The 18,303-nt window shown below is 71.2% G+C and carries 16 protein-coding genes and 2 pseudogenes; 3 read left to right on the top strand and 15 right to left on the bottom strand.

From position 1 onward, the window contains the following. Positions 1–172 precede the first annotated feature (172 nt). The 13 genes and pseudogenes from M0638_RS26170 to M0638_RS26110 all read right to left on the bottom strand — a co-directional run bounded on the left by M0638_RS26170 (position 173) and on the right by M0638_RS26110 (position 14,577). Entirely contained in the window at positions 173–433 is a 261-nt protein-coding gene (locus tag M0638_RS26170) for a hypothetical protein (protein ID WP_248669894.1), read from the bottom strand. Positions 434–472: 39 nt separating this feature from the next. Then, a pseudogene (locus M0638_RS26165) lies at positions 473–670 on the bottom strand (transposase); the annotation flags it as partial. Positions 671–739: 69 nt separating this feature from the next. Next, positions 740–1,720, bottom strand: coding sequence for a Bug family tripartite tricarboxylate transporter substrate binding protein (locus M0638_RS26160; protein ID WP_248669893.1), 981 nt, complete (start codon positions 1,718–1,720; stop codon positions 740–742). A gap of 285 nt (positions 1,721–2,005) precedes the next feature. Continuing rightward, the gene (locus M0638_RS26155) at positions 2,006–3,145 is read right to left on the bottom strand and encodes a mandelate racemase/muconate lactonizing enzyme family protein (protein ID WP_248669892.1); all 1,140 of its coding nucleotides are present in this window, start codon (positions 3,143–3,145) and stop codon (positions 2,006–2,008) included. Next, entirely contained in the window at positions 3,142–4,311 is a 1,170-nt protein-coding gene (locus M0638_RS26150) for a mandelate racemase/muconate lactonizing enzyme family protein (RefSeq protein WP_248669891.1), read from the bottom strand. The genes M0638_RS26155 and M0638_RS26150 overlap by 4 nt, the downstream gene beginning before the upstream one ends. After that, the gene (locus M0638_RS26145; RefSeq protein ID WP_248669890.1) at positions 4,308–5,315 is read right to left on the bottom strand and encodes an NAD(P)-dependent oxidoreductase; all 1,008 of its coding nucleotides are present in this window, start codon (positions 5,313–5,315) and stop codon (positions 4,308–4,310) included. Before M0638_RS26145 ends, M0638_RS26150 begins: the two co-directional genes overlap by 4 nt. Before the next feature lie 3 nt (positions 5,316–5,318). Further along, the gene (locus M0638_RS26140) at positions 5,319–6,458 is read right to left on the bottom strand and encodes a mandelate racemase/muconate lactonizing enzyme family protein (RefSeq protein WP_248669889.1); all 1,140 of its coding nucleotides are present in this window, start codon (positions 6,456–6,458) and stop codon (positions 5,319–5,321) included. A 46-nt stretch (positions 6,459–6,504) separates the two neighbouring features. Beyond that, complete coding sequence (locus M0638_RS26135; RefSeq protein WP_248669888.1) at positions 6,505–7,224, bottom strand: FadR/GntR family transcriptional regulator; 720 nt, start codon at positions 7,222–7,224, stop codon at positions 6,505–6,507. A gap of 1,058 nt (positions 7,225–8,282) precedes the next feature. Further along, positions 8,283–9,257: a Bug family tripartite tricarboxylate transporter substrate binding protein gene (locus M0638_RS26130; RefSeq protein ID WP_248669887.1), complete on the bottom strand. Its 975-nt coding sequence runs from the start codon at positions 9,255–9,257 to the stop codon at positions 8,283–8,285. 69 nt (positions 9,258–9,326) lie between these two features. Continuing rightward, positions 9,327–10,169: a fumarylacetoacetate hydrolase family protein gene (locus tag M0638_RS26125; RefSeq protein WP_248669886.1), complete on the bottom strand. Its 843-nt coding sequence runs from the start codon at positions 10,167–10,169 to the stop codon at positions 9,327–9,329. Between the two features lie 61 nt (positions 10,170–10,230). Further along, positions 10,231–10,659 (bottom strand): hypothetical protein, encoded by a 429-nt coding sequence (locus M0638_RS26120; protein WP_248669885.1) that lies wholly within the window; start codon positions 10,657–10,659, stop codon positions 10,231–10,233. Positions 10,660–10,672: 13 nt separating this feature from the next. Continuing rightward, on the bottom strand, positions 10,673–12,487 hold the full coding sequence (locus M0638_RS26115) for a hydantoinase B/oxoprolinase family protein (protein ID WP_248669884.1): 1,815 nt from the start codon (positions 12,485–12,487) through the stop codon (positions 10,673–10,675). Next, positions 12,484–14,577: a hydantoinase/oxoprolinase family protein gene (locus M0638_RS26110; protein ID WP_248669883.1), complete on the bottom strand. Its 2,094-nt coding sequence runs from the start codon at positions 14,575–14,577 to the stop codon at positions 12,484–12,486. Before M0638_RS26110 ends, M0638_RS26115 begins: the two co-directional genes overlap by 4 nt. Before the next feature lie 159 nt (positions 14,578–14,736). Here M0638_RS26110 and M0638_RS26105 point away from each other — a divergent pair, with 159 nt between their 5' ends. Then, positions 14,737–15,546: an IclR family transcriptional regulator gene (locus tag M0638_RS26105; protein WP_248669882.1), complete on the top strand. Its 810-nt coding sequence runs from the start codon at positions 14,737–14,739 to the stop codon at positions 15,544–15,546. 45 nt (positions 15,547–15,591) lie between these two features. Here M0638_RS26105 and M0638_RS29305 read toward each other — a convergent pair. Beyond that, positions 15,592–15,989: pseudogene (locus M0638_RS29305) on the bottom strand (hypothetical protein); the annotation flags it as partial. A 3-nt stretch (positions 15,990–15,992) separates the two neighbouring features. Next, complete coding sequence (locus tag M0638_RS26095) at positions 15,993–16,151, bottom strand: hypothetical protein (RefSeq protein WP_248669881.1); 159 nt, start codon at positions 16,149–16,151, stop codon at positions 15,993–15,995. Between the two features lie 257 nt (positions 16,152–16,408). On the opposite strand from M0638_RS26095, the gene M0638_RS26090 reads away from it, so the two are divergent. Continuing rightward, positions 16,409–17,200 (top strand): N-acyl homoserine lactonase family protein, encoded by a 792-nt coding sequence (locus M0638_RS26090; RefSeq protein ID WP_248669880.1) that lies wholly within the window; start codon positions 16,409–16,411, stop codon positions 17,198–17,200. A 137-nt stretch (positions 17,201–17,337) separates the two neighbouring features. Then, the gene (locus M0638_RS26085) at positions 17,338–18,087 is read left to right on the top strand and encodes a GntR family transcriptional regulator (RefSeq protein WP_248669879.1); all 750 of its coding nucleotides are present in this window, start codon (positions 17,338–17,340) and stop codon (positions 18,085–18,087) included. The last annotated feature ends 216 nt before the right edge of the window (positions 18,088–18,303 follow it).

Below are 18,303 nucleotides of genomic sequence, written 5' to 3'. Positions count from 1 at the left end.
TCAGCCGATCGACCACGCTGTCGCCGACCGCCCTAAGACCCTACCCAGGGACAAGGCCACGCTCAAGGCCGGCCTGACCGCCCGCAGGCGCCGCTTGCAACGACGCCCCGCCAAGGTCCGGCCCTTCTTCCAGGCCCCTTCCGTCCGCTACGCCGCATAGACAATATGATACCTATTTGACGGCCTTGTCAGTAATGGCCTGGCGCAGGACCACCGCGGCCTCAAAGGCCGGTTCCGATGTATGCGCGGCTTCAAGAGCTTCACCCCAGTCGAGCGGTTCTGTCGTGGCTACGATGAACTCCGCAACCATCTCCGCCTCCGCTCCCGACACAGCCGGCATGTTTCTGCTGATCGACGCCGCCTCCTTCAACGCCGCCGCGCCACTGCCGCGCTCGGCATCCTGCAATCCGCGTAGATCAACCACGCCACCCATGCCTCGCATCCTCTTTGACGCGAGTGCTGACAGAACCGCAGGGACAGGCCGTGCCGCAGGCGCCATGGCCCGTGACCGCGGTGCCTCACCGCCCTGCACCGCGCGTCAGTTGCGCAGCATCGAGGGCTGGATCCCCAGTTCGGCCGCCACCCGGGTCAGGGGGCGACCGCTCGAGCGCAGCAGTTCGACCGCCTCGCGCTTAAACTCCGGCGTGAACTCCCGCCGCGCCTTGCTCATGACACCTTCCTCGCTCCCGTGGAGCTTACTCAAGGGTGTCCATCAACTCGAGGGAGGATCACCAGCCTCCTACTCCGTCCTGATGTTGTGTTCCCGCAGCAATATGCCCCAGCGCGCCTTGTCGGCCGCGATCTGCCGCTGGAACCCGTCCTGGCTGCCGCCGATGGCGCGCAGCCCGTTCGCGGCGAAGCGGCGACGAACCTCGGGCGCCTGCAGGGCGCGGTTCACCTCGGCATTCCATCGCGCCACCAGGGCCGGCGGCATGTGGCCGGGACCGACCACGCCGAACCAGTTGTCGATCACGAAATCCGGCAGGCCGGTACGGGAGATCACCGGCAGGTCCGGCAGCAGCGGCGAGGGCTCGGCGGCGCCATAGGCGATGGCGCGCAAACCGCCGTCGCGGATCTGCGCCATGTACTCGGGCATGTTGCCGAACATGACGTCGACGCGCCCGGCCGTCATGTCGAGGATCGCCGGCGCGCCGCCGCGATAGGGGATCTGCTCCAGCCGCGCGCCGGTCATCGACATGAACATCACGCAGGAAAGCTGCTGGCTCGACCCCGCGCCGACGGTGCCGCAGCTCAGCCGGCCCGGCCGCTCCCTGCCGATCCGCGCGAGATCCTGCCAGGTGCGGATCGGGCTGTTCGGCGCGGCGACGAGGATGTTGTAGACGTTGGCGACGTTGACGATCGGCGTCAGGTCGGCGTCGGGATCGTAGGGCAGACGCTGCATCTGCGGCGCCACCGTCATCTGTCCCATGGCGCCGAGCATGATGGTGTGGCCATCCGGCGCGGCGCGTGCCGCCTCGGCGGCGGCGATCACGCCGCCGGCGCCGGTGCGGTTGTCCACCACCACGCGCTGGCCGACCTGTTGCGAGAGCTGCTCGGCCAGGATGCGGCCCAGAAGGTCGGAGGTGCCGCCCGGCGCGAAGGGGTTGATGAAGCGGACCTCGTGATCGAGGAAGGGTGCGTCCTGCGCGGCGGCCGGCTGGTGCGCGGCACCGAGCAGCGCGGCGCCGAGCAGTGTGGCACGGCGGGTGAGGCTTGGCATGGTACGAATCCCCCGGTCATTGCAGTTCCTGGTTCGGTGCGGGGCCGGGGCTGCGCCCCGGGGGTGCAAAGAGGGCACTGCCCTCTCCGCACTCTCCCGCGCCAAGGGACCTTCGGGGGGTGAAGCCCCCTTCGAGACCCCGTTTTCGTTCAAGACGGCCCGGACGCAGCAACATCCGGGCTCAAACGCCAGCGGAGATCCGAGAACCTGAGGTTCTTGGCGGATGGGGTCCGGGGAAGGCAGCGCCTTCCCCGGCACGCCGGTCGACCACTGGCCCCGTCGGCCTCAGACGTACCCCGGCCCCTCGATCGCCGGGTGCCGGCGCAGGAAATCCTCGTCCACCTCCACGCCGATGCCCGGGCCTTCCAGCGGCCGCACGCACCCATCCGATCCGATGCGCCAGGGTTCGCTGACGAGCTGGTCGCGGAAGCGGTTGGCCTTGGAGATGTCGGCCTCGAAGTAGCCGCCATTGTCGAGTGCCGCGAGCAGGTGGATGGAGGCCGCCTGGTTGATGCCGGTCATCGAGGAATGCGGGTGCACCGGGATCTTGAAGGCCGAGGCCATGGCGGCGATGCGCAGCACCTCGGTGATGCCGCCGGACTTGGAAAGGTCCGGCTGCCAGATGGTGATGGCGCCGTCCTCCAGCACGCGGGTGAATTCGAAGCGGGTGAAGTGGTTCTCGCCGGCCGCCAGCGGCGTGCGGCCGAAGCCCTTCGCCTGGAGGTAGCTGCGGTGGTCGTGGGCCGGGAAGGGTTCCTCCAGCCAACCGATGTCGAGCTCGTCCATCGCCGGCATGACGCGGCGCGCCATGGCGATGTCGTAGCCGGTGTTGGCATCGGTGAGGATGGCGAGGTCGGGGCCGAAGGCCTCGCGCACCGCCCGCATGCGGGCGATGTCGTCGGCCACCGTGTCGCCGATGCGCAGCTTCAGGGCGCGGTAGCCGGCTTCCAGGAAGGGCCGCGCCTCCTCGACCAGCGCGCGCGGCTCCTGGTAGCCCAGCGCGATGCCGCCGGCATAGGCGGGGATGGGCTTCGCGGCGCCGCCGAGCAGCCGGTAGAGCGGCCAGCCCGCCGCCTTGCCGCGGATGTCCCACAGCGCCATGTCGATACCGGACAGGGCGAGCGAGGTGCCGGCGCCCATGCCGTGGCTGGCGAGCTGGTACCTGTAGACCTTCGCCCAGATGCCGGTGGTGTCGGTCGCGTCCATCCCGAGGATCAGGCGCGACAGGGTGGTCTCGATCAGCGCGGCGACGGCGGTATGGGCGCGGCCGTGATGGCTTTCGCCCCAGCCGACGATCCCGTCCTCGGTCGTCACCTTCACCACCACGGCGTCGCGCTTCACGGCGCGGCCGATGCCGAGCTTCACGCCGCCGTCGGGCGGCACCGGGAAGCTGGTGGGATAGGCCTTGATCTCGACGATCCTCATCGGGCCACCTGTCCGTACTCGCGGAGGAAGGAGTCACGCACGGTGATGCCGAGGCCGGGGCGGTCGGGGATCGCCACCATGCCGTCCTCGGCGGGGAAGCTCTCCTCGATCAGCTCGTGCAGCATCGGGTTGTGGCCGAGCGAGTACTCCACGATGAAGCCGGCCGGCTGCGTCGCCGCGAGGTGCAGCCCCGCCGCGAAGGCCGGCGCGCCGGACCAGAGATGCGGCGCGAGGCGGAGGTTGAAGGCGCTGGCGATGGCGCCGATCCGCATGCCCTCGGTGAGGCCGCCGGCGATGGCGAGGTCGGGCTGCAGCACGTCGGCGCCGCGCAGCTCGGCGATCTCGCGGAAGTCATGGCGGGTGAACTCGCTCTCGCCGGTGGAGATGGGCACGGTGGAGCAGGCGCGGACCTCGGCCAAGCCGCGCTTGTCGTCGGCGCTGACCGGCTCCTCGAACCAGAACAGGTCGCAATCCTCGACCATGCGGCAGAAGGCCCTGGCCTCGGCGACGGTCCAGGTGCCGTGGGCATCGGCCATCAGGCGGATGTCGGGGCCCAGCGCCGCGCGCGCCGCGCGGACGCGGGCGGCGGAGCGGGCGGGTGAGCCGTCCATCACCCCGACCCGCATCTTCACGCCGCGGAAGCCCTGGCGGACATAGCCGAGCAATTGCTCGCCGATCCGATCGGCAGGGGCCCAGCCGCCGGAGGCGTAGGCCGGCATGCGCTCGGCGCGGCGGCCGCCGAGCAGGCGCCAGACCGGGACGTTGAGCGACTTGCCGAGGATGTCCCAAAGCGCGATGTCGACGCCGGCGATGGCGGCGACGGAGAGCCCGCGCCGGCCGAGCTGCGGCAGGCCGTGGCCATCGGCCACCGCGTAGCCCTCGCGCGGCGTGTTGTACATCACGTCCCACAGCAGGCTGATGTCGCGCGGGTCGCGCCCCAGCAGCAGCGGCGCGTAGTCGAGGTTGACGATGGCGGCGAGGCCGGCGCAGGCGGCGGCGCTGCCGACGCCGGCCTTGGCCTCGCCCCAGCCGGTCAGGCCGCATTCGGTCTCCACCCGCACGATCACGCTGTCGAAGGAGCCGACGCGGCCGAAATCGGAGGTGTGCTGCTTCTCGTAGGGGATGGGCACCCGGCACCAGGTGGCCTCGACGCGGCTGATCCTCATGCGGGCGTTTCCTCCGGGATGGGATGGCCGAGCGCGCGGCGCCGCGCCTGCGCCGCCGGCCAGCACTCGGGATTGACGAAGTGGCGGGGCCGCTGCCCCGCGAGGATGCGGACCGTGTCCGTGGCCGAGATGCGGCTCATCGCGGTCACGGACTGCACGGTGAGGCTGGCGGCGTGCGGCGTCAGGATCGCGTTCGGCAGGGCGCGGAACTCGTGATCCTCCGGCAGCGGCTGCGTGGCGAAGACGTCGAGCGCGGCGCCGGCGATCCGGCCCTCGCGCAGCGCCGCCGCGACCGCCGCCTCCTCCGCCACCGGGCCGCGCGCGACGTTGACCAGCCACGCCGTCGGCTTCATCCGCGCCAGCATCGCGGCCGAGGCGAGGCCGCGCGTCTCTGGCGTGAGCGGGCAGGCCAGCACCACCCAGTCGCTTTCGGCGAACAGAGTCGGCAGGTCGGCATAGGCCACGCCCGGCGGCAGGCCGGCGGCGTTGCGGCGATGGCCGAGCACGCGCATGCCGAAGCCCTGGCCGCAGATCGCGGCGAGGCGCGAGCCGATGGCGCCGACCCCGACGATGCCGAGCGTGGCGCCGGCCAGCTCCGCCGCCGGCGCCGCCAGGGCGCGCGCGACGCCCCAGCCCTCGCGGCGCAGCGTGTCGCTCATCGTCCCGACGCGGCGGGCGGCGGCGAGCATCTGCGCCACCACGAATTCCGCCACGGCATTGGCGTTGGCGCCGGGGACGTTGGCGACGACGACGCCCTGGCGCGTGGCCGCCTCCATCGGGATCAGGTCCACCCCGGCGCCGTGCCGCACGGCAGCGAGCAGGCGCGGCGCGTGGTCGATCACGTCCTCCGGCAGCTTCGTCCGCACGATCACCGCGTCGGCCCCGGCGAGGAGGCGGCGCAGCCCGTCCGGCGAGCGGTCCGTGGCGAGGCGGGTGTCGTGGCCCGCCTCGCGCAGGATGGCTTCGCCGATGGGCTCGATCGGGTCGGTCAGCGCGACCAGCATGGCTCAGGCCACCCGGTAGCGTTGCAGCACGTCGCGGTCGACCTCGATGCCGAGGCCCGGGCCGTCCGGCACGCGCACGATGCCGCCGTGCTGGCGGATCGGCTCGCGCGCGAGGTCGTCGCGCAGCGGGTTCGGCGTCTGCTCGAATTCCAGCATGGGGGAGATGGGGCGGAAGGCGGGCGGGGTGTCGGGCAGCGCCGCCAGGAACTGCACCGTGGCGGCCAGGCCGATGGCGGAGCCCCAGGCATGCGGCACGCACTCCACCCCGTGCGCGGAGGCCAGGGCGGCGATCTTGCGGCACTCGCTGATGCCGCCGGCGGCGCAGACATCGGGCTGCACGATGTCCATCGCCTTGCGCGCGATCACGTCGCGGAAGCCCCAGCGGGTGAAGTCGTTCTCGCCGCCGGCCACGGCCATGTCGAGGGCACGGCTGACCTCGACATAGCCGTCATGGTCCTCCGGGCTGATCGGTTCCTCGAACCAGAGGATGTCGAGCGGCTCCAGCATCCGGCCGAGGCGGATCGCCTGCGGCACGGTGAAGCAGTGGTTGGCGTCCACGGCGAGCTTCACGTCCGGCCCGATCGCCTCGCGCACCGCCTTCACCCGCGCGAGGTCGAGCTTCGGATCGCCGAGGCCGATCTTCATCTTGATGGCGCGGAAGCCCTGCTCGGCGTACTCCCGCGCCTCCTCCACCGCCTCGCCGACCAGGTTGTCGAGGTCGATGAAGTAGAGGCCGGTGGCATAGGCCTGGACCTCGGTGCGATGGGCGCCGCCGATCAGCTTGTGGATCGGCCTGCCCACGGCGCGGCCGATGATGTCCCACAGCGCGATGTCGATGCCCGACAGCGCGGTGATGGTCATGCCGCTCAGGCCATAGTCCTTGATGCGGTTGTAGAGGTCCTCCCACACCACCTCGACGTCGAAGGGATCGCGGCCGATGACGCGGCCGCGGTACTGCGTCTCGATGATGGCCTTGTTGACGGCCGCCGGGCCGTAGCACTCGCCCCAGCCGGTGATGCCGGCATCGGTGGCGATCTCGACGAGGCAGGAGGCGCGGGTGGTGTAGAGCCAGCCGCGCGCCGAGGTGAAGGGCTGGTCCACCTTGGCTTGCAGGATGTGGCAGGTGACGTCGGTGATCTTCATCGTGGAGTCGTTTCCCCCGGGGAATGCGTCGTCGGCGCGCCGCCGCTCAGCCGGACCGGTCGGGCTGGCCGTCGCGGCCGAGCAGCACCATCCAGTGACTTTCCACGCCCTTCAGGTGCCGGCGCATCAGCGCCACGGCCCGGTCGGCCTCCCGCGCCGCGATGGCATCGCGCATGGCGACGTGCTGGGCGTGAGAGGCGGCGCTCTGGCCGCTCTCGGCGAAGAAGCGCTGCCGGCGCTGGCGCGAGAGCAGGTAGAAGGCGTTGACCAGCCGCAGGAAGACGCGGTTGCCCACCGCCTCGACCACGGCGAGATGGAAGGCGGCGTCGAGATCGGTCAGCGTGCCGCCGGCGGCCAGCAGCCGCTCGCTCTCGGCCAGGATGCCATCGAGCTGCGCCAGATGCGCCGCCTCGCGCCGCTCGCAGGCCAGGGCGATGGCCTGGACCTCCAGCAGGCTGCGCAGCTCGACGATCTCGCGCACTTCGGCGGGCGAAAGCGGCACGCCGATGCCGGCCTGCAGCACCAGCGCCTCGACGCTGCCCTCGGACTCGACGGGGCGGAGGTAGATGCCGGAATTCGGCCGCCGCTCCACCATGCGCAGCGTCTCCAGCACCGCGATCGCCTCCCGCACCGCCCCGCGCCCGACGCCGAAGCGCTCGGCGAGGTCGCGCTCAGAGGGCAGGCGGTCGCCGGGGGCGAGGCGCCGCTCGTGGATGTAGGGGAGCAGGCGCTGGATCAGGCCGGCCGAGGGTTCGGTGGAAGCCAAGCGTGGAGAATCCCGATTGGTAGTACCAGATTGGTATGACCAATTTCCACGGTCCGCAAGTGCCCTGGCAGGACCATGCATCCGGGCGGGGCCCGCGCCGTCGGAGGCGACCGTCCGGAATCTGAGGGCGCGACCATGCCGTCACAGGGCGGCGGGCTCGCCGACCTCGAGCAGCACCGCCTGGCCGGGCGCCGCCGCGATCCGCTCGCGCATGCTGCGCATGGCGCCGATGGCCACCAGCGGGAGCTGGTGATGCCTGTCATGGCGTTCGGGTTGTCAGCGACCCACCGTCCGGCGTGGCACCGCAGGCGCCAAGCGGCCAGCGCCGCGGCGCCGACGATCGCGCCGGGCCGGAGCGACATCGCGAGCGGGTCGATCGCCAGCGCCGCGCCTGCCATGGCCGCGGCGAGCGGAGGCAGGCAGAGCGGCGCGGCCAGGGTCGCAACGACCGTCAAGAGGAGGGCAAGCGGCGCGCCCAGCCCGAGCATCGCCGTGAACGCCGCGGCGCTGCCGACCGGGGGCGCGAGGGCGCAGAGCAGGAGGCCGAGGGCGAGATCCGGGCCCGGCCGTGCCACCCGGATGCAGGCGTAGGTGAGCAGCGGAACGCCGAAGGTCGACCAGGCCGATCAGCACGCCGCCGCAGAGGAGTGCCGGGCCGTTGCGGCCCGCGCGGGCCAGCAGACCGTTTGCGCCGCGCGTGCTCATGGCGCCCTCTCGGGGACTACCTCGCCGGAACGTCGCCGCCCCCCGCTCAGCCCCGGATGCCGGGGGAACCGGACTCCCCCGTTGGAGGCCGCGCACCGCCACCGGTACTGCCGCCGCATCCCCGCTGCCGCAGGTCGTGAGGGTGTCGCGCTCGGCGGCCAGAAGTTCGGCCGTGCTCGCCGCGCCGATCGCGTGCCGGTCGCGCATGTACCGGAGGAACTCGCCCGGGGTGAGCGGATTCCCGACCGCTCCGACCGAGCAGACGCAAGGACCCGCCGCCTCCGGGGGGCGCCGCGAACGCGCCGCGAGCGGAGACCGCCGGACCTTACGACACTGTTGCTGCTGGGATGGTGTCACTCCGGCTGGAAGTTCGCGCTGCGGAGCAGCTCGGTGTTGCGTGATACGTCCTCGGCGATGAAGCGTCGGAACGCCGTCTGGTCGAGATAGGCGGGCTCGATGCCGATGGCGGCGGCGCGCTCGATGGTGGCGGGGTTGCGCATGACCTCGGCAATGGCGGCGTCCAGCTGTGCCACCAGCGGGGCGGGCAGGCCCTTCGGACCCCAGATGCCGTACCAGGAGGTGAACTCCAGGCCCGGCATGCCGGATTCGGCCGCGGTCGGGACGTTGGGCGCGAGCGGGCTGCGCGCGGAGGTGGTGACGGCAATGCCCTTGACACCGTTGCTCTGCACCAGCGGCAGCAGTGTCGCGATGGAGTCGAGCAGCAGTTGCGCGTTGCCGGCCGCGACATCGGTCAGCGCCGGCGCCGTGCCCCGGTAGGGTGCGACCAGGAGGTCGAGCCCGGCGAGCTTGAGGAACAGAAGTGTCGCGAGATGTCCTGCCGCGCCGAGCGCCGAGACGGCGCAGGTCCAGCGGTCCGGGTTGCGCTTCGCATCGGCGATGATGCCGGCCAGGTCGGTCTGCGGCCGGTCTGGCGCCATCACCATCAGCAGCGGCGCCTTGCCGGTCAGCGCCATGGGAGTGAAATCCGTCACCGGATCGTAGGGGGCGTGCCGCAGCACCTGCCGCGCCATCACATGCGTCGAGGCGCTGAACAGCAGATTGTAGCCGTCCGGTGCCGCCTGTTGCACGACCTGCCCGCCGATCGTGCCGCTGGCGCCGGCGCGGTTGTCCACCACCACCGGCTGGCCCAGCTGCTCCGACAGGCGCTGCGCCACGAGGCGGCCCATGCTGTCCACCGCGCCGCCCGGCGCGAAAGGGATCACCAGGCGGATCGGGCGGCCGGGAAAGCCGCCGGCCGCTGCGCCCGCCTGCGCCAGGCCCGGACGCGCGGGGCCGAGGCCGGCGCCCAGGGCGACGGCGCCCGCCACGAAGTCTCTCCTGTCCATTTCCTCCCCCTCGGCCTTCGGCCTGCTCCGGTTGTTCGGGCGCGCCGCGCCTCAGGCCTGCTCGTCGGCGATCCCGTTGCGCAGCACGCCGATGCCGGAGATCTCCACCTCGACGACGTCGCCGGGCTTCATCCAGAGCGGCGGGTTGCGCTTGGCGCCGACACCGCCCGGGGTGCCGGAGGCGATCACGTCGCCGGGGCGGAGCGGCGTGAAGGAGGAGCAGTACTCGATGATGCGCGGCACGTCGAAGATCATGTGATCGAGCGTGGTATCCTGTACCACCTGGTCGTTCAGCCGCGTGGTCAGACGCAGCCTGTCGAGATCGGGCAGCTCGTCGGCGGTGACCAGCCAGGGGCCGAAGGCGCCGGTCTGCGGGAAGTTCTTGCCCGGGGTGAACTGGATGGTATGGCGCTGGAAGTCGCGTACCGAGCCGTCGTTGTAGCAGGAGTAGCCGGCGACGTGGGACATCGCGTCCTCGCGCGCGATATAGCGGCCGCCCTTGCCGATCACCACGGCGAGCTCGCCCTCGTAGTCGAAGTCGGTCGAGACCTTCGGCCGCAGCAGCGGCTGCCCGTGCGCGGCCTGGCTGTCGGCGAAGCGGGTGAAGATCGTCGGGTTCTCGACCACCGCGCGGCCGGTCTCGCGGCGGTGCGTCTCGTAGTTCAGCCCGACGCAGAGGATCTTGCCGGGGTTCGGGATGACGGGGAGCAGGGTGACCGCGGCGAGCTTCACGCGTCGGCCTCCCTGCACGTCGTCGGCGAGCCTGCCGAGCGCGTCCGCCTCGATCACGGCGCGCAGGTCGGGCCAGGCCGGGCTCGGGTTGAACAGGACGTCCTCGCCCTCGACCACGCCGTAGGCGGGCCGGCCCTCGATGGTGAACGACACGATTCGCATGGCTTCTTCCTTTCGGCGTTCCGTTGGCGCCGGCGGCGCGGTCGGCGGGCTTGCGCCCGAATCAGGTGCAGACGAGGCCGCTGCCGCCGGCGTCGCGGTTGTTCTGGTCGAGGGATCGCAGCGTGGTCAGCAGGTCGTCGCAGAAGCGGCCGATCGCGGCCGCCTCCAGGCCGGACTTCGGCAGGCGCTGCAGCCAGGCACGGAAGGGCTCCGCCGGGATGTCCGTCGCCTCTCGCTCGGCCTCGCGCGCGTCGAGCAGCCCCACGATGGCCGAGAGGCCCTCGGCGGCGTAGCGGCCACGCATGTAGTCGAGGATGTCGGCCTCCATGTCGCGGGCGTTCAGCGCCGGGATCAGGAAGTGCCCCATGCAGGTGCAGCCGACCGGGTGCAGCGGGCGCGAGGTCACCGCGCGCCAGAGGGCGGCGAGCTCCCTGACCCGCTCCGTCAGGGCCGGTGGCCCCTCGCCCGATGCCATCTCGCCCGTTGCCATGAACATGGTCCCGTCAGCCCGGGGTCATGTCGAGCTGCGGGCCGGTGTCGCCCGACGGCGCAGCCGGCCTTGCCGTGCCGATGTCGGTGCGTCCGCGCAGGGCCCGGGTCGCCGCCTCGTCCACGCCGCCCTTGCCGTCGAGCACGACACGGTAGTCGCTGAGCGCGACGCCGCGGCTGACATAGCCCTCGCGCACGTCGCGGGCGACGCGCGCCGGCTCGCGCTCGGTCGCCGGCCCGAAGCCGCCGCCGCCGCCCGAACGCATCATGTAGGCGTCGCCGGTCCTGAGGCGGACGTTGAACACCTTGGCGTTGGCGAATTCGGTCTTCCACTCGCCGTTGATGCGCAGGCCGATGCCGTTTCCCGCCGCCTCGCCGCCGCCTTCCAGGCCCCAGGGCTTGCAGTGGACGCGGTCGATGCGGGTGGTGAGCTGGAACGGGGCGAGGGCCTGCACCACCATCTCGCAGCCCAGGCCACCACGGTGCCGGCCGGCGCCGCCGCTGTCCTCGCGCAGCGCATAGCGCTCGACCAGGATCGGGTACTTCGCCTCGAGCTGCTCGGAGGGGCTGTTGTGCGTGTCGCCGTCGTTGATGCAGACGGTGGCGGAGACGCCGTCCTCGGTCGCCTTGGCACCCCAGCCGCCGCCGAGCGGCCCGATGCCGACGATGTAGAACTTGCCGTCCGCCGGGTTGAGGCCGTGGATGTTAGGGAAGACGAGGTCCGCGTGGTGGCCGCCGGCGACGCGGTCCGGGATGGCCTTGGCCATCGCCTTGAAGATCGTGTCGATCACCGTCATCGGGTAGGTCATCCAGACGCGCATCGGCGCCGGCCGCTCGGCGCTGACCACCGTGCCCATCGGCATGATGACCTTGAGCGAGCGGAAGCTGCCCTCGTTCACCGGATAGTCGGTGGGCGTCGCGAGGCACTTGTAGGCCACCTGGGCGCAGGCGATGCCGGTGGTGACGCCGGAATTGTAGAAGCCCCTGACCTGCTTCGACACGTCGGAGAGGTCGATGGTCATCTCCTCGCCGCGCTTCTCGATGCGCACGCGGATCGGCACCGGCTCGCCCACGTCGAGCCCGTCATCGTCCATGAAGGACTCGGCCTCGTACACCCCGTCCGGGATGTTCATGGTGTTGGCCCGGGCCAGGGCCTCGGACTGGTCCATGATGACGGCGATCGAGTCCTTCACCGCGTCCCAGCCGTAGCGCTCGACCAGCTCCAGGTAGCGCCGCTCGCCGGTGGTGACGGCCACGATCTGCGCCCGCAGGTCGCCCAGCGCCTTGTCGGCCAGGCGGACGTTCATCGCGATGATGTCGACCAGGTCCTGGTTCACCTCGCCGCGGCGGCGATACTTCATGATCGGGATCTGGATGCCCTCGGAGTAGATGTCCGTGGTCACCGTCCCGAGCGTGCCGCCGACATCCAGCCAGTGCGCCATGCAGCAGGTGAAGCCGATCAGCTCGCCCCGGTGGAAGATCGGCAGGGTGAAGGTGAAGTGGTTGAGGTGGCTGCCGGTGGTGTAGGCGTCGTTGGTGACGAGGATGTCGCCCTCGTGGATGTTCTCGTAGCCGAAGTGCCGGATCTTGGCCCGCACCGTCTCCGACATGCCACGGATGAACATCGGCAGGCCGAGACCGATCGAGATGGTCTCGGCATCCTTCGTGAACAGCCCGACGGTGAAGTCGAGCGCCTCGTAGATGATGAGGTTGTAGGCGGTCCGCGTCAGGTTGGTCTTCATCTCCTCCGTGACGGCGAGAAGGCCGCGGCGGACGATCTCGACCGTGATCGGATCGACGGCAGGACCGGCTGCGTTCTTGTCGTTCATCGCGCTTCGCTCCCGATGGCGATCAGCAGGTTGCCGGCGGTGTCCACCTCGAGCGCATCGCCCGGCGCCAACACCGTGGTGGAGGCGTGCTCCTCGATCAGGGCGGGGCCGGCGATGCGGTTGCCCGAGCGCAGCAGGTCGCGCCGGTAGACCGGCGTCTCCATCAGCCTGCCGAAATAGACCTGCTTGCGGCGGACCATCGCCGCGTCCTCCGGCGCCTCGCCGCCGGCGGCGACGGTGTGGCGCGGGGGCTTGCGCATCACGCCCGACACGGTGACGCGCAGGCTGACCAGCTCGGCCGGCTCGCCGGGGGCGCTGGTGCCGTAGCGGATGGCGTGCTGCGCGTCGAACTGGCGCTTGATCGCCTCGCGGTCCTGGCGCCCGAACAGCTCGGACGGAAGCTCCACCGTCACCGCGTGCTCCTGGCCGACATAGCGCATGTCGGCGGCGCGCTGGATCTCGATCCGCTCGGCGCGGACGGCAGAGCCCTCGATCGCCGAGACGCCCTCCCGCTCCATGCCGGCGTAGAGCGCCTCGATCTCGGCGAAGTCCGCCGTACCGAGGCGGCGGAAGCAGGAGCGGACGTAGTCGTAGCGCAGGTCGCTGAACAGCATGCCGTAGGCCGAGAAGTAGCCGGGCGCGTAGGGGATCATCACCTTGCGGATGCCGATCTCGCGCGCGATGGCCGAGGCGTGCAGCGGCCCGGCGCCACCGTAGACCGCCATGGTGAAGCCGCCCACGTCGAGGCCGCGCTCGGTCGTCACCGCCTTCACCGCATAGGACATGGCGGTCACCGCGATTCGCAGGATGCCGTCGGCGGCCTTCAGCACGTCCATGCCGAGCGGACCCGCGATCTTCTCGTGCATCGCGGCCCTGGCGCCCTCGAGGTCGAGCTTCATCTCGCCACCGAGGAAGTTGTCGGGGTCGAGGCGGCCGAGGATCAGGTTCGCATCGGTGACGGTGGGCTCGGTGCCGCCGCGGCCGTAGCAGACCGGGCCGGGCATCGAGCCCGCGCTCTGCGGCCCGACGCGCAGCGCGTTGCCCTGGCCGAGGCGCGCGATGGAGCCGCCGCCGGTGCCGACCTCGAAGATGTCGGTCATCGGGATCTGGATCGGCAGCGCCTGCTCGTAGCCGCCGATCAGCGCCGAGCCGGTGGTCAGCGGCCGGCCCTCGTGGATCACCCCGGCCTTGGCGGTGGTGCCGCCCATGTCGAAGGCGATCGCGTCGGTCATGCCGAGCTGCTCGCAGATCGCCTGGGTGCCGATCACCCCGGCGGCGGGGCCGGATTCCAGCATCCGCACGCAGTCGCGCCGCGCGTGCTCCACCGGGAACAGGCCGCCCGTGGACTGCACTACGAAGAAGGCGCCGCCGAAGCGGTGCTGCTCCAGGTGCTCGGAAAGCTCGCCGAGATAGGTGGTCACGCGCGGGCCGACATAGGCATTGGCGGCGACGGTCGAGACGCGTTCGAACTCGCGGTACTCCTGGCTCAGCTCGTGCGAGGCGGAGACGAAGGCGCCGGGCAGCTCCTCCTGCACGATCTGCTTCACCCGCACCTCGTGCGCCGGGTTGCGGTAGGAGTGCAGCAGCAGGATCGCCACCGCCTCGACGCTGCCGGGCTCGATCGAGCGCAGCGTCGCGCGCAGGTTGTCCTCGTCGAGCGGCTTGTGCACCGCGCCGCTCGCCAGCAGCCGCTCCTTCACCTCGTAGCGGGAGGAGCGGTCCACCAGCGGCACGTGCTTGCGGAAGAACAGGTTGTAGGCGTCCGGCCGGTTGACGCGGCCGATCTCGTAGATGTCGCGGAAGCCCTCGGTCACGAGCAGCGCCGTCTTCGCGCCGGTGCGCTCCAGCAGCGTGTTGATGGCGATGGTGGAGCCGTGGAGGAACAGGTGCGCGTCCTGGAAGGAGATTCCGGCACCGTCCACCGTGTCCTGGATGCCGTCCACCAGCCTGCCATGGGTGGTGAGCGCCTTGCCGAAGCGCAGCTCGCCGGCCGCCTCGTCGAAGGCGGCGAGGTCGGTGAAGGTGCCGCCGATGTCGACGGCGATGCGGAGCCGTCGGTCGCGGTCCTTGGATGGGGCGTCGGATGCCATGGCCAGGGCGCTTCCTCCTGCGTCGTGCGACGTGATTTTCGGAATACGAAAATATATTCGTAATCCGTTGGAGACGATTAGGGTTTCGTCCGACCGCCTGTCAACCTATTTCCTGGCAAGGAATTGGATGACTTCGGGCAAGGAGTTGGATGCCCCTGCATGGCGAACGACGACGGGACCATGGCGGAAGCGCGCAACCCCAAGAGCCTGGTGAATTCGCTGGCCAAGGGCTTCCGGGTGCTGGAGGCCTTCACCGCCTCCGAGCCGGAGCTGGTGCTGAGCGACGTGGCGCGGCGCGCCGAGCTCGATGCGGGCACGGCGTTCCGGATGCTGAACACGCTCGTGGCGCTCGGCTACGTCGCGAAGGTTCCCGGAACGCGCCGTTTCTGCCTGACCCTGAAGCCGCTGGAACTGGGCTTCAACGCGATCGCGCGCACGGAACTACGGGATCTCGCGCGGCCGGTACTGCGAAGCCTGGTGGGCGAGGTGAACGAGGCGGCGAGTCTCGGCGTGCTGGATGGCACATACGTCGTCTATGTCGAGCGCGTGCAGGCCGGGCTGGCGCGGATGGGCGTGGACATCCGCGTGGGCTCGCGCATTCCGGCCTGCCACTCTGCCATCGGCCATGCCTTGCTGGCTTTCTTGCCCGAGGCGGATCTCGGGAAGGTGCTCGAAGGGAGCGACCTCGACCGCAGCGACCCGGGCGCGGGCGTCAACTCGCCGCAGGCCCTGCGACAGCGCCTCGCGGCGATCCGGCGCGACGGCTACGCGCTGAGCGACTGGGCCAGCGTCAACGGGCTGCGCGTCCTCGCTGCACCGGTGCTTGGGCGCGACGGTATCGCCGTGGCGGCGCTGAGCGTCGCGGCGCCCGCGATGCGCCTGTCGGCCGAGGCGTTTGTCGAGGCGGTCCGCATGCCCCTCGTGGCGCGCGCGAAGGAGTTGAGCCTCGCTTTCTCCGCCGCCAGCTAGAGCCGTTCCCGATCAGGTTGTGACGGCTGCATCGTCTTCGTAGCCAGCGGCGGTGACGGTGGTCGTCCTGCGGTGGCCGAGCGGCACGAGGAGACGACAGCGCTGGCCGCACGCCGAGCGCCCATAGAGCGGATCGCCGGCGGGCGGACACGCCCGGCGGCGTGAAGCCGCGCCGGGACCAACGAACTACAGCGAACCGCAGTCCCAACCGGACTGCGGTTCGCTGTAGCGGCGCGCCATGGTGGTCGTCGCCGCGGTCTCGTCCAGGAACACGAGGCGGTCCGGGTCGAGGTCGGGCTGGCTGTCGAACCAGGCCTGGCGCGCGGCCGCTACGTCCGGCCGGTCCTGCCCGGCGGCAAACGCCGTCCCTTTTTACGGGTGATGCCGTGCCGGGCGAAGAAGCGCGACAGGCTGCTCGTGCTGGTCCGCAAGCCGCGTCCGGCCCGTTACCCCCTCAGCGCCAGCGCCGCCGTCGTCTCCCGCACCGGCCGCTCGTCGATCGTCAACACGGCCTCGCAGGCACGCCGTGCCGCGGCCTCCTCCAGCACCATGCCGGCCGCGCCCATGAACGTCGCGGCGGCGCCGGCGGCGTCCCATGGCGGCACGTAGAGACCGTGCGGAGGGGCGTCAACGGCTATGTGTCCATTTGCATACACGAATCGCCATGCACCCACTTGCGCGCTTTCTGCCACCGGATAGATTGGCCCGGCGTCCGCGGCGCATCGCAGGGGAGGGGGAGACGGGCTTCCGGCACCCGGCCTCCGTGGTCGCCTCCGTTGGCGGAACGCGGACGATGCGATCCATCCCATCCGCCGCCGCGCCGCGAGGGCACGACCGTCATCGCTCCCGCAGGGACCCCGCCATGTCCGTCTACGAGATCCACGCCATCCGCTACGCCCATAACGGGGAACGCCGCCGCGGCGAGAACTTCGTCGGTGGCGACCCGCATGACGGGCCGATGCCGATGGACTACTTCGTCTGGGTCCTGCGCGGTGAGGCCGGGACCTTCGTCTTCGACACCGGCTTCGACGAGCCGATGGCCCGCAAGCGCCAGCGCCGCATCACCCGGCCGGTGGCCGAGGGGCTGAAGGCGATCGGGGTCGAGCCGGACGAGGTGCGGGACGTGATCCTCAGCCACATGCACTACGACCATGCCGGGAACCACGACCTCTTCCCCCGCGCCCGCTACCACATCCAGGAGGAGGAGATGCGCTACTGCACGGGGCGCTGCATGTGCCACGCGACGCTCCGCCACCCCTTCGAGGCGGCGGACGTGACCGCCATGGTCGGCCGGATCTTCGAGGGGCGGGCGCAGTTCCATGCCGGCGCCGCCGAGTTGGCACCCGGGCTGAGCGTCCATCTCGTCGGCGGGCATTCGCGCGGCCTCCAGTTCGTCCGCGCGCGGACGCGGCGGGGCTGGGTGGTGCTCGCCTCCGACGCCTCGCACTACTACGAGAATTTCGAGCAGCGGCGGCCCTTCCCGATCCTGGATAGCCTCTCGGATATGCTGGACGGGTACGACGCGATGGACCGTCTGGCCGCTTCCCCCGCGCACATCGTGCCCGGCCATGATCCGCTGGTGCTGCAGCGCTATCCTGCCTCGCGCGAGGGGCTGGAGGGCGTGGCGCGGCTGGATGCCGAACCGCAGCCGTGACGGCGTGGCGCGGCGCCGGCTTACCGCACGACCTCATGCCCGTGCATACCGCCGCGTGCCGCCACGTGCTTGTGGCGTTGCAGCCCGGGGCTGTACTGTGCGGCGCGATGCAGGATGACCGCGAGGGCAGCCCGGGAATGGACGCCGGACCGCCGCGTCCGGACGGCGGGGGAGAGGCGCGCGGCGGCCGGGCCCGGAGCGAATGGGCCTACGACATGCTGCACGAGGCCATCCGCGAGGGCACGATCGAGCCGGGCCAGCGCATCATGGAGGTCGAGCTATCCGGCTGGCTGCGCATGAGCCGCACGCCCGTGCGCGAGGCGATGCGCCGCCTGCAGGCCGAGGGCCTGCTGGAATACGCGCCGGGCGGCGGCATGGCCGTCGTCCTCTACGATCTGCGGGCCATCGGCGAGTTCTACGCGACACGCGAGAGCCTGGAGGGCACCGCCGCGTCGCTGGCTGCCGCCAACGCGGACGAGACGGAGATCCGTATCCTGTCGGCGACGCTCGACGCCATGCGCGCCCTGCCGCCCGACCCCCGGATGCACGCGCGCGAGAACCAGGCCTTCCACGAGCAGGTCTACCGCGCGGCGCATAACCGCTTCCTGCTCAAGAGCCTGCAGTCCCTGCTGAACTTCACGCCCCTGCTCGGCCGCACCACCTACAACGCCGAGGGACGGATCCCGGCTGCCCTCGCCGAGCACGCGGAGATCGTGGCGGCGATCCGCGCGCGCGACCCCGCCCGGGCCGAGGAGGCGGCGCGCCGCCACATCCGGCATTCGCACGAGAGCCGCGTGCTCGTCGTCTCGGAGGATGTCCGCAGCGCCGCGCAGAAGCGCTCCCTGCGGCAGCCGATGCCGGGCCTTACGAGGGTCTCGCGCGGCTGACCGCAAGGCCCGTCGCGGCCGCGGACCCTGATCCGCCGCGGCCTCGGGCAGCCGGGTGCGTCTGCCCGGCCTGAGGATGCCCTATTGCGGCTCGATGCCGGCGATCCGCACCCGCTCGGCCCAGGCGGCATGCTGGCCGGCGATGTAGCGGGTGGTCTCCGTCGGGCTCATGTGCGTATTCCGGTGATCGCGATCGGCTGTTCCGGTGGATCCTGA

The organism is Roseomonas acroporae, assembly GCF_023223525.1.
GTDB lineage: Bacteria > Pseudomonadota > Alphaproteobacteria > Acetobacterales > Acetobacteraceae > Roseomonas_E > Roseomonas_E acroporae.
This window is presented reverse-complemented; position numbering and strand designations above follow the sequence as displayed.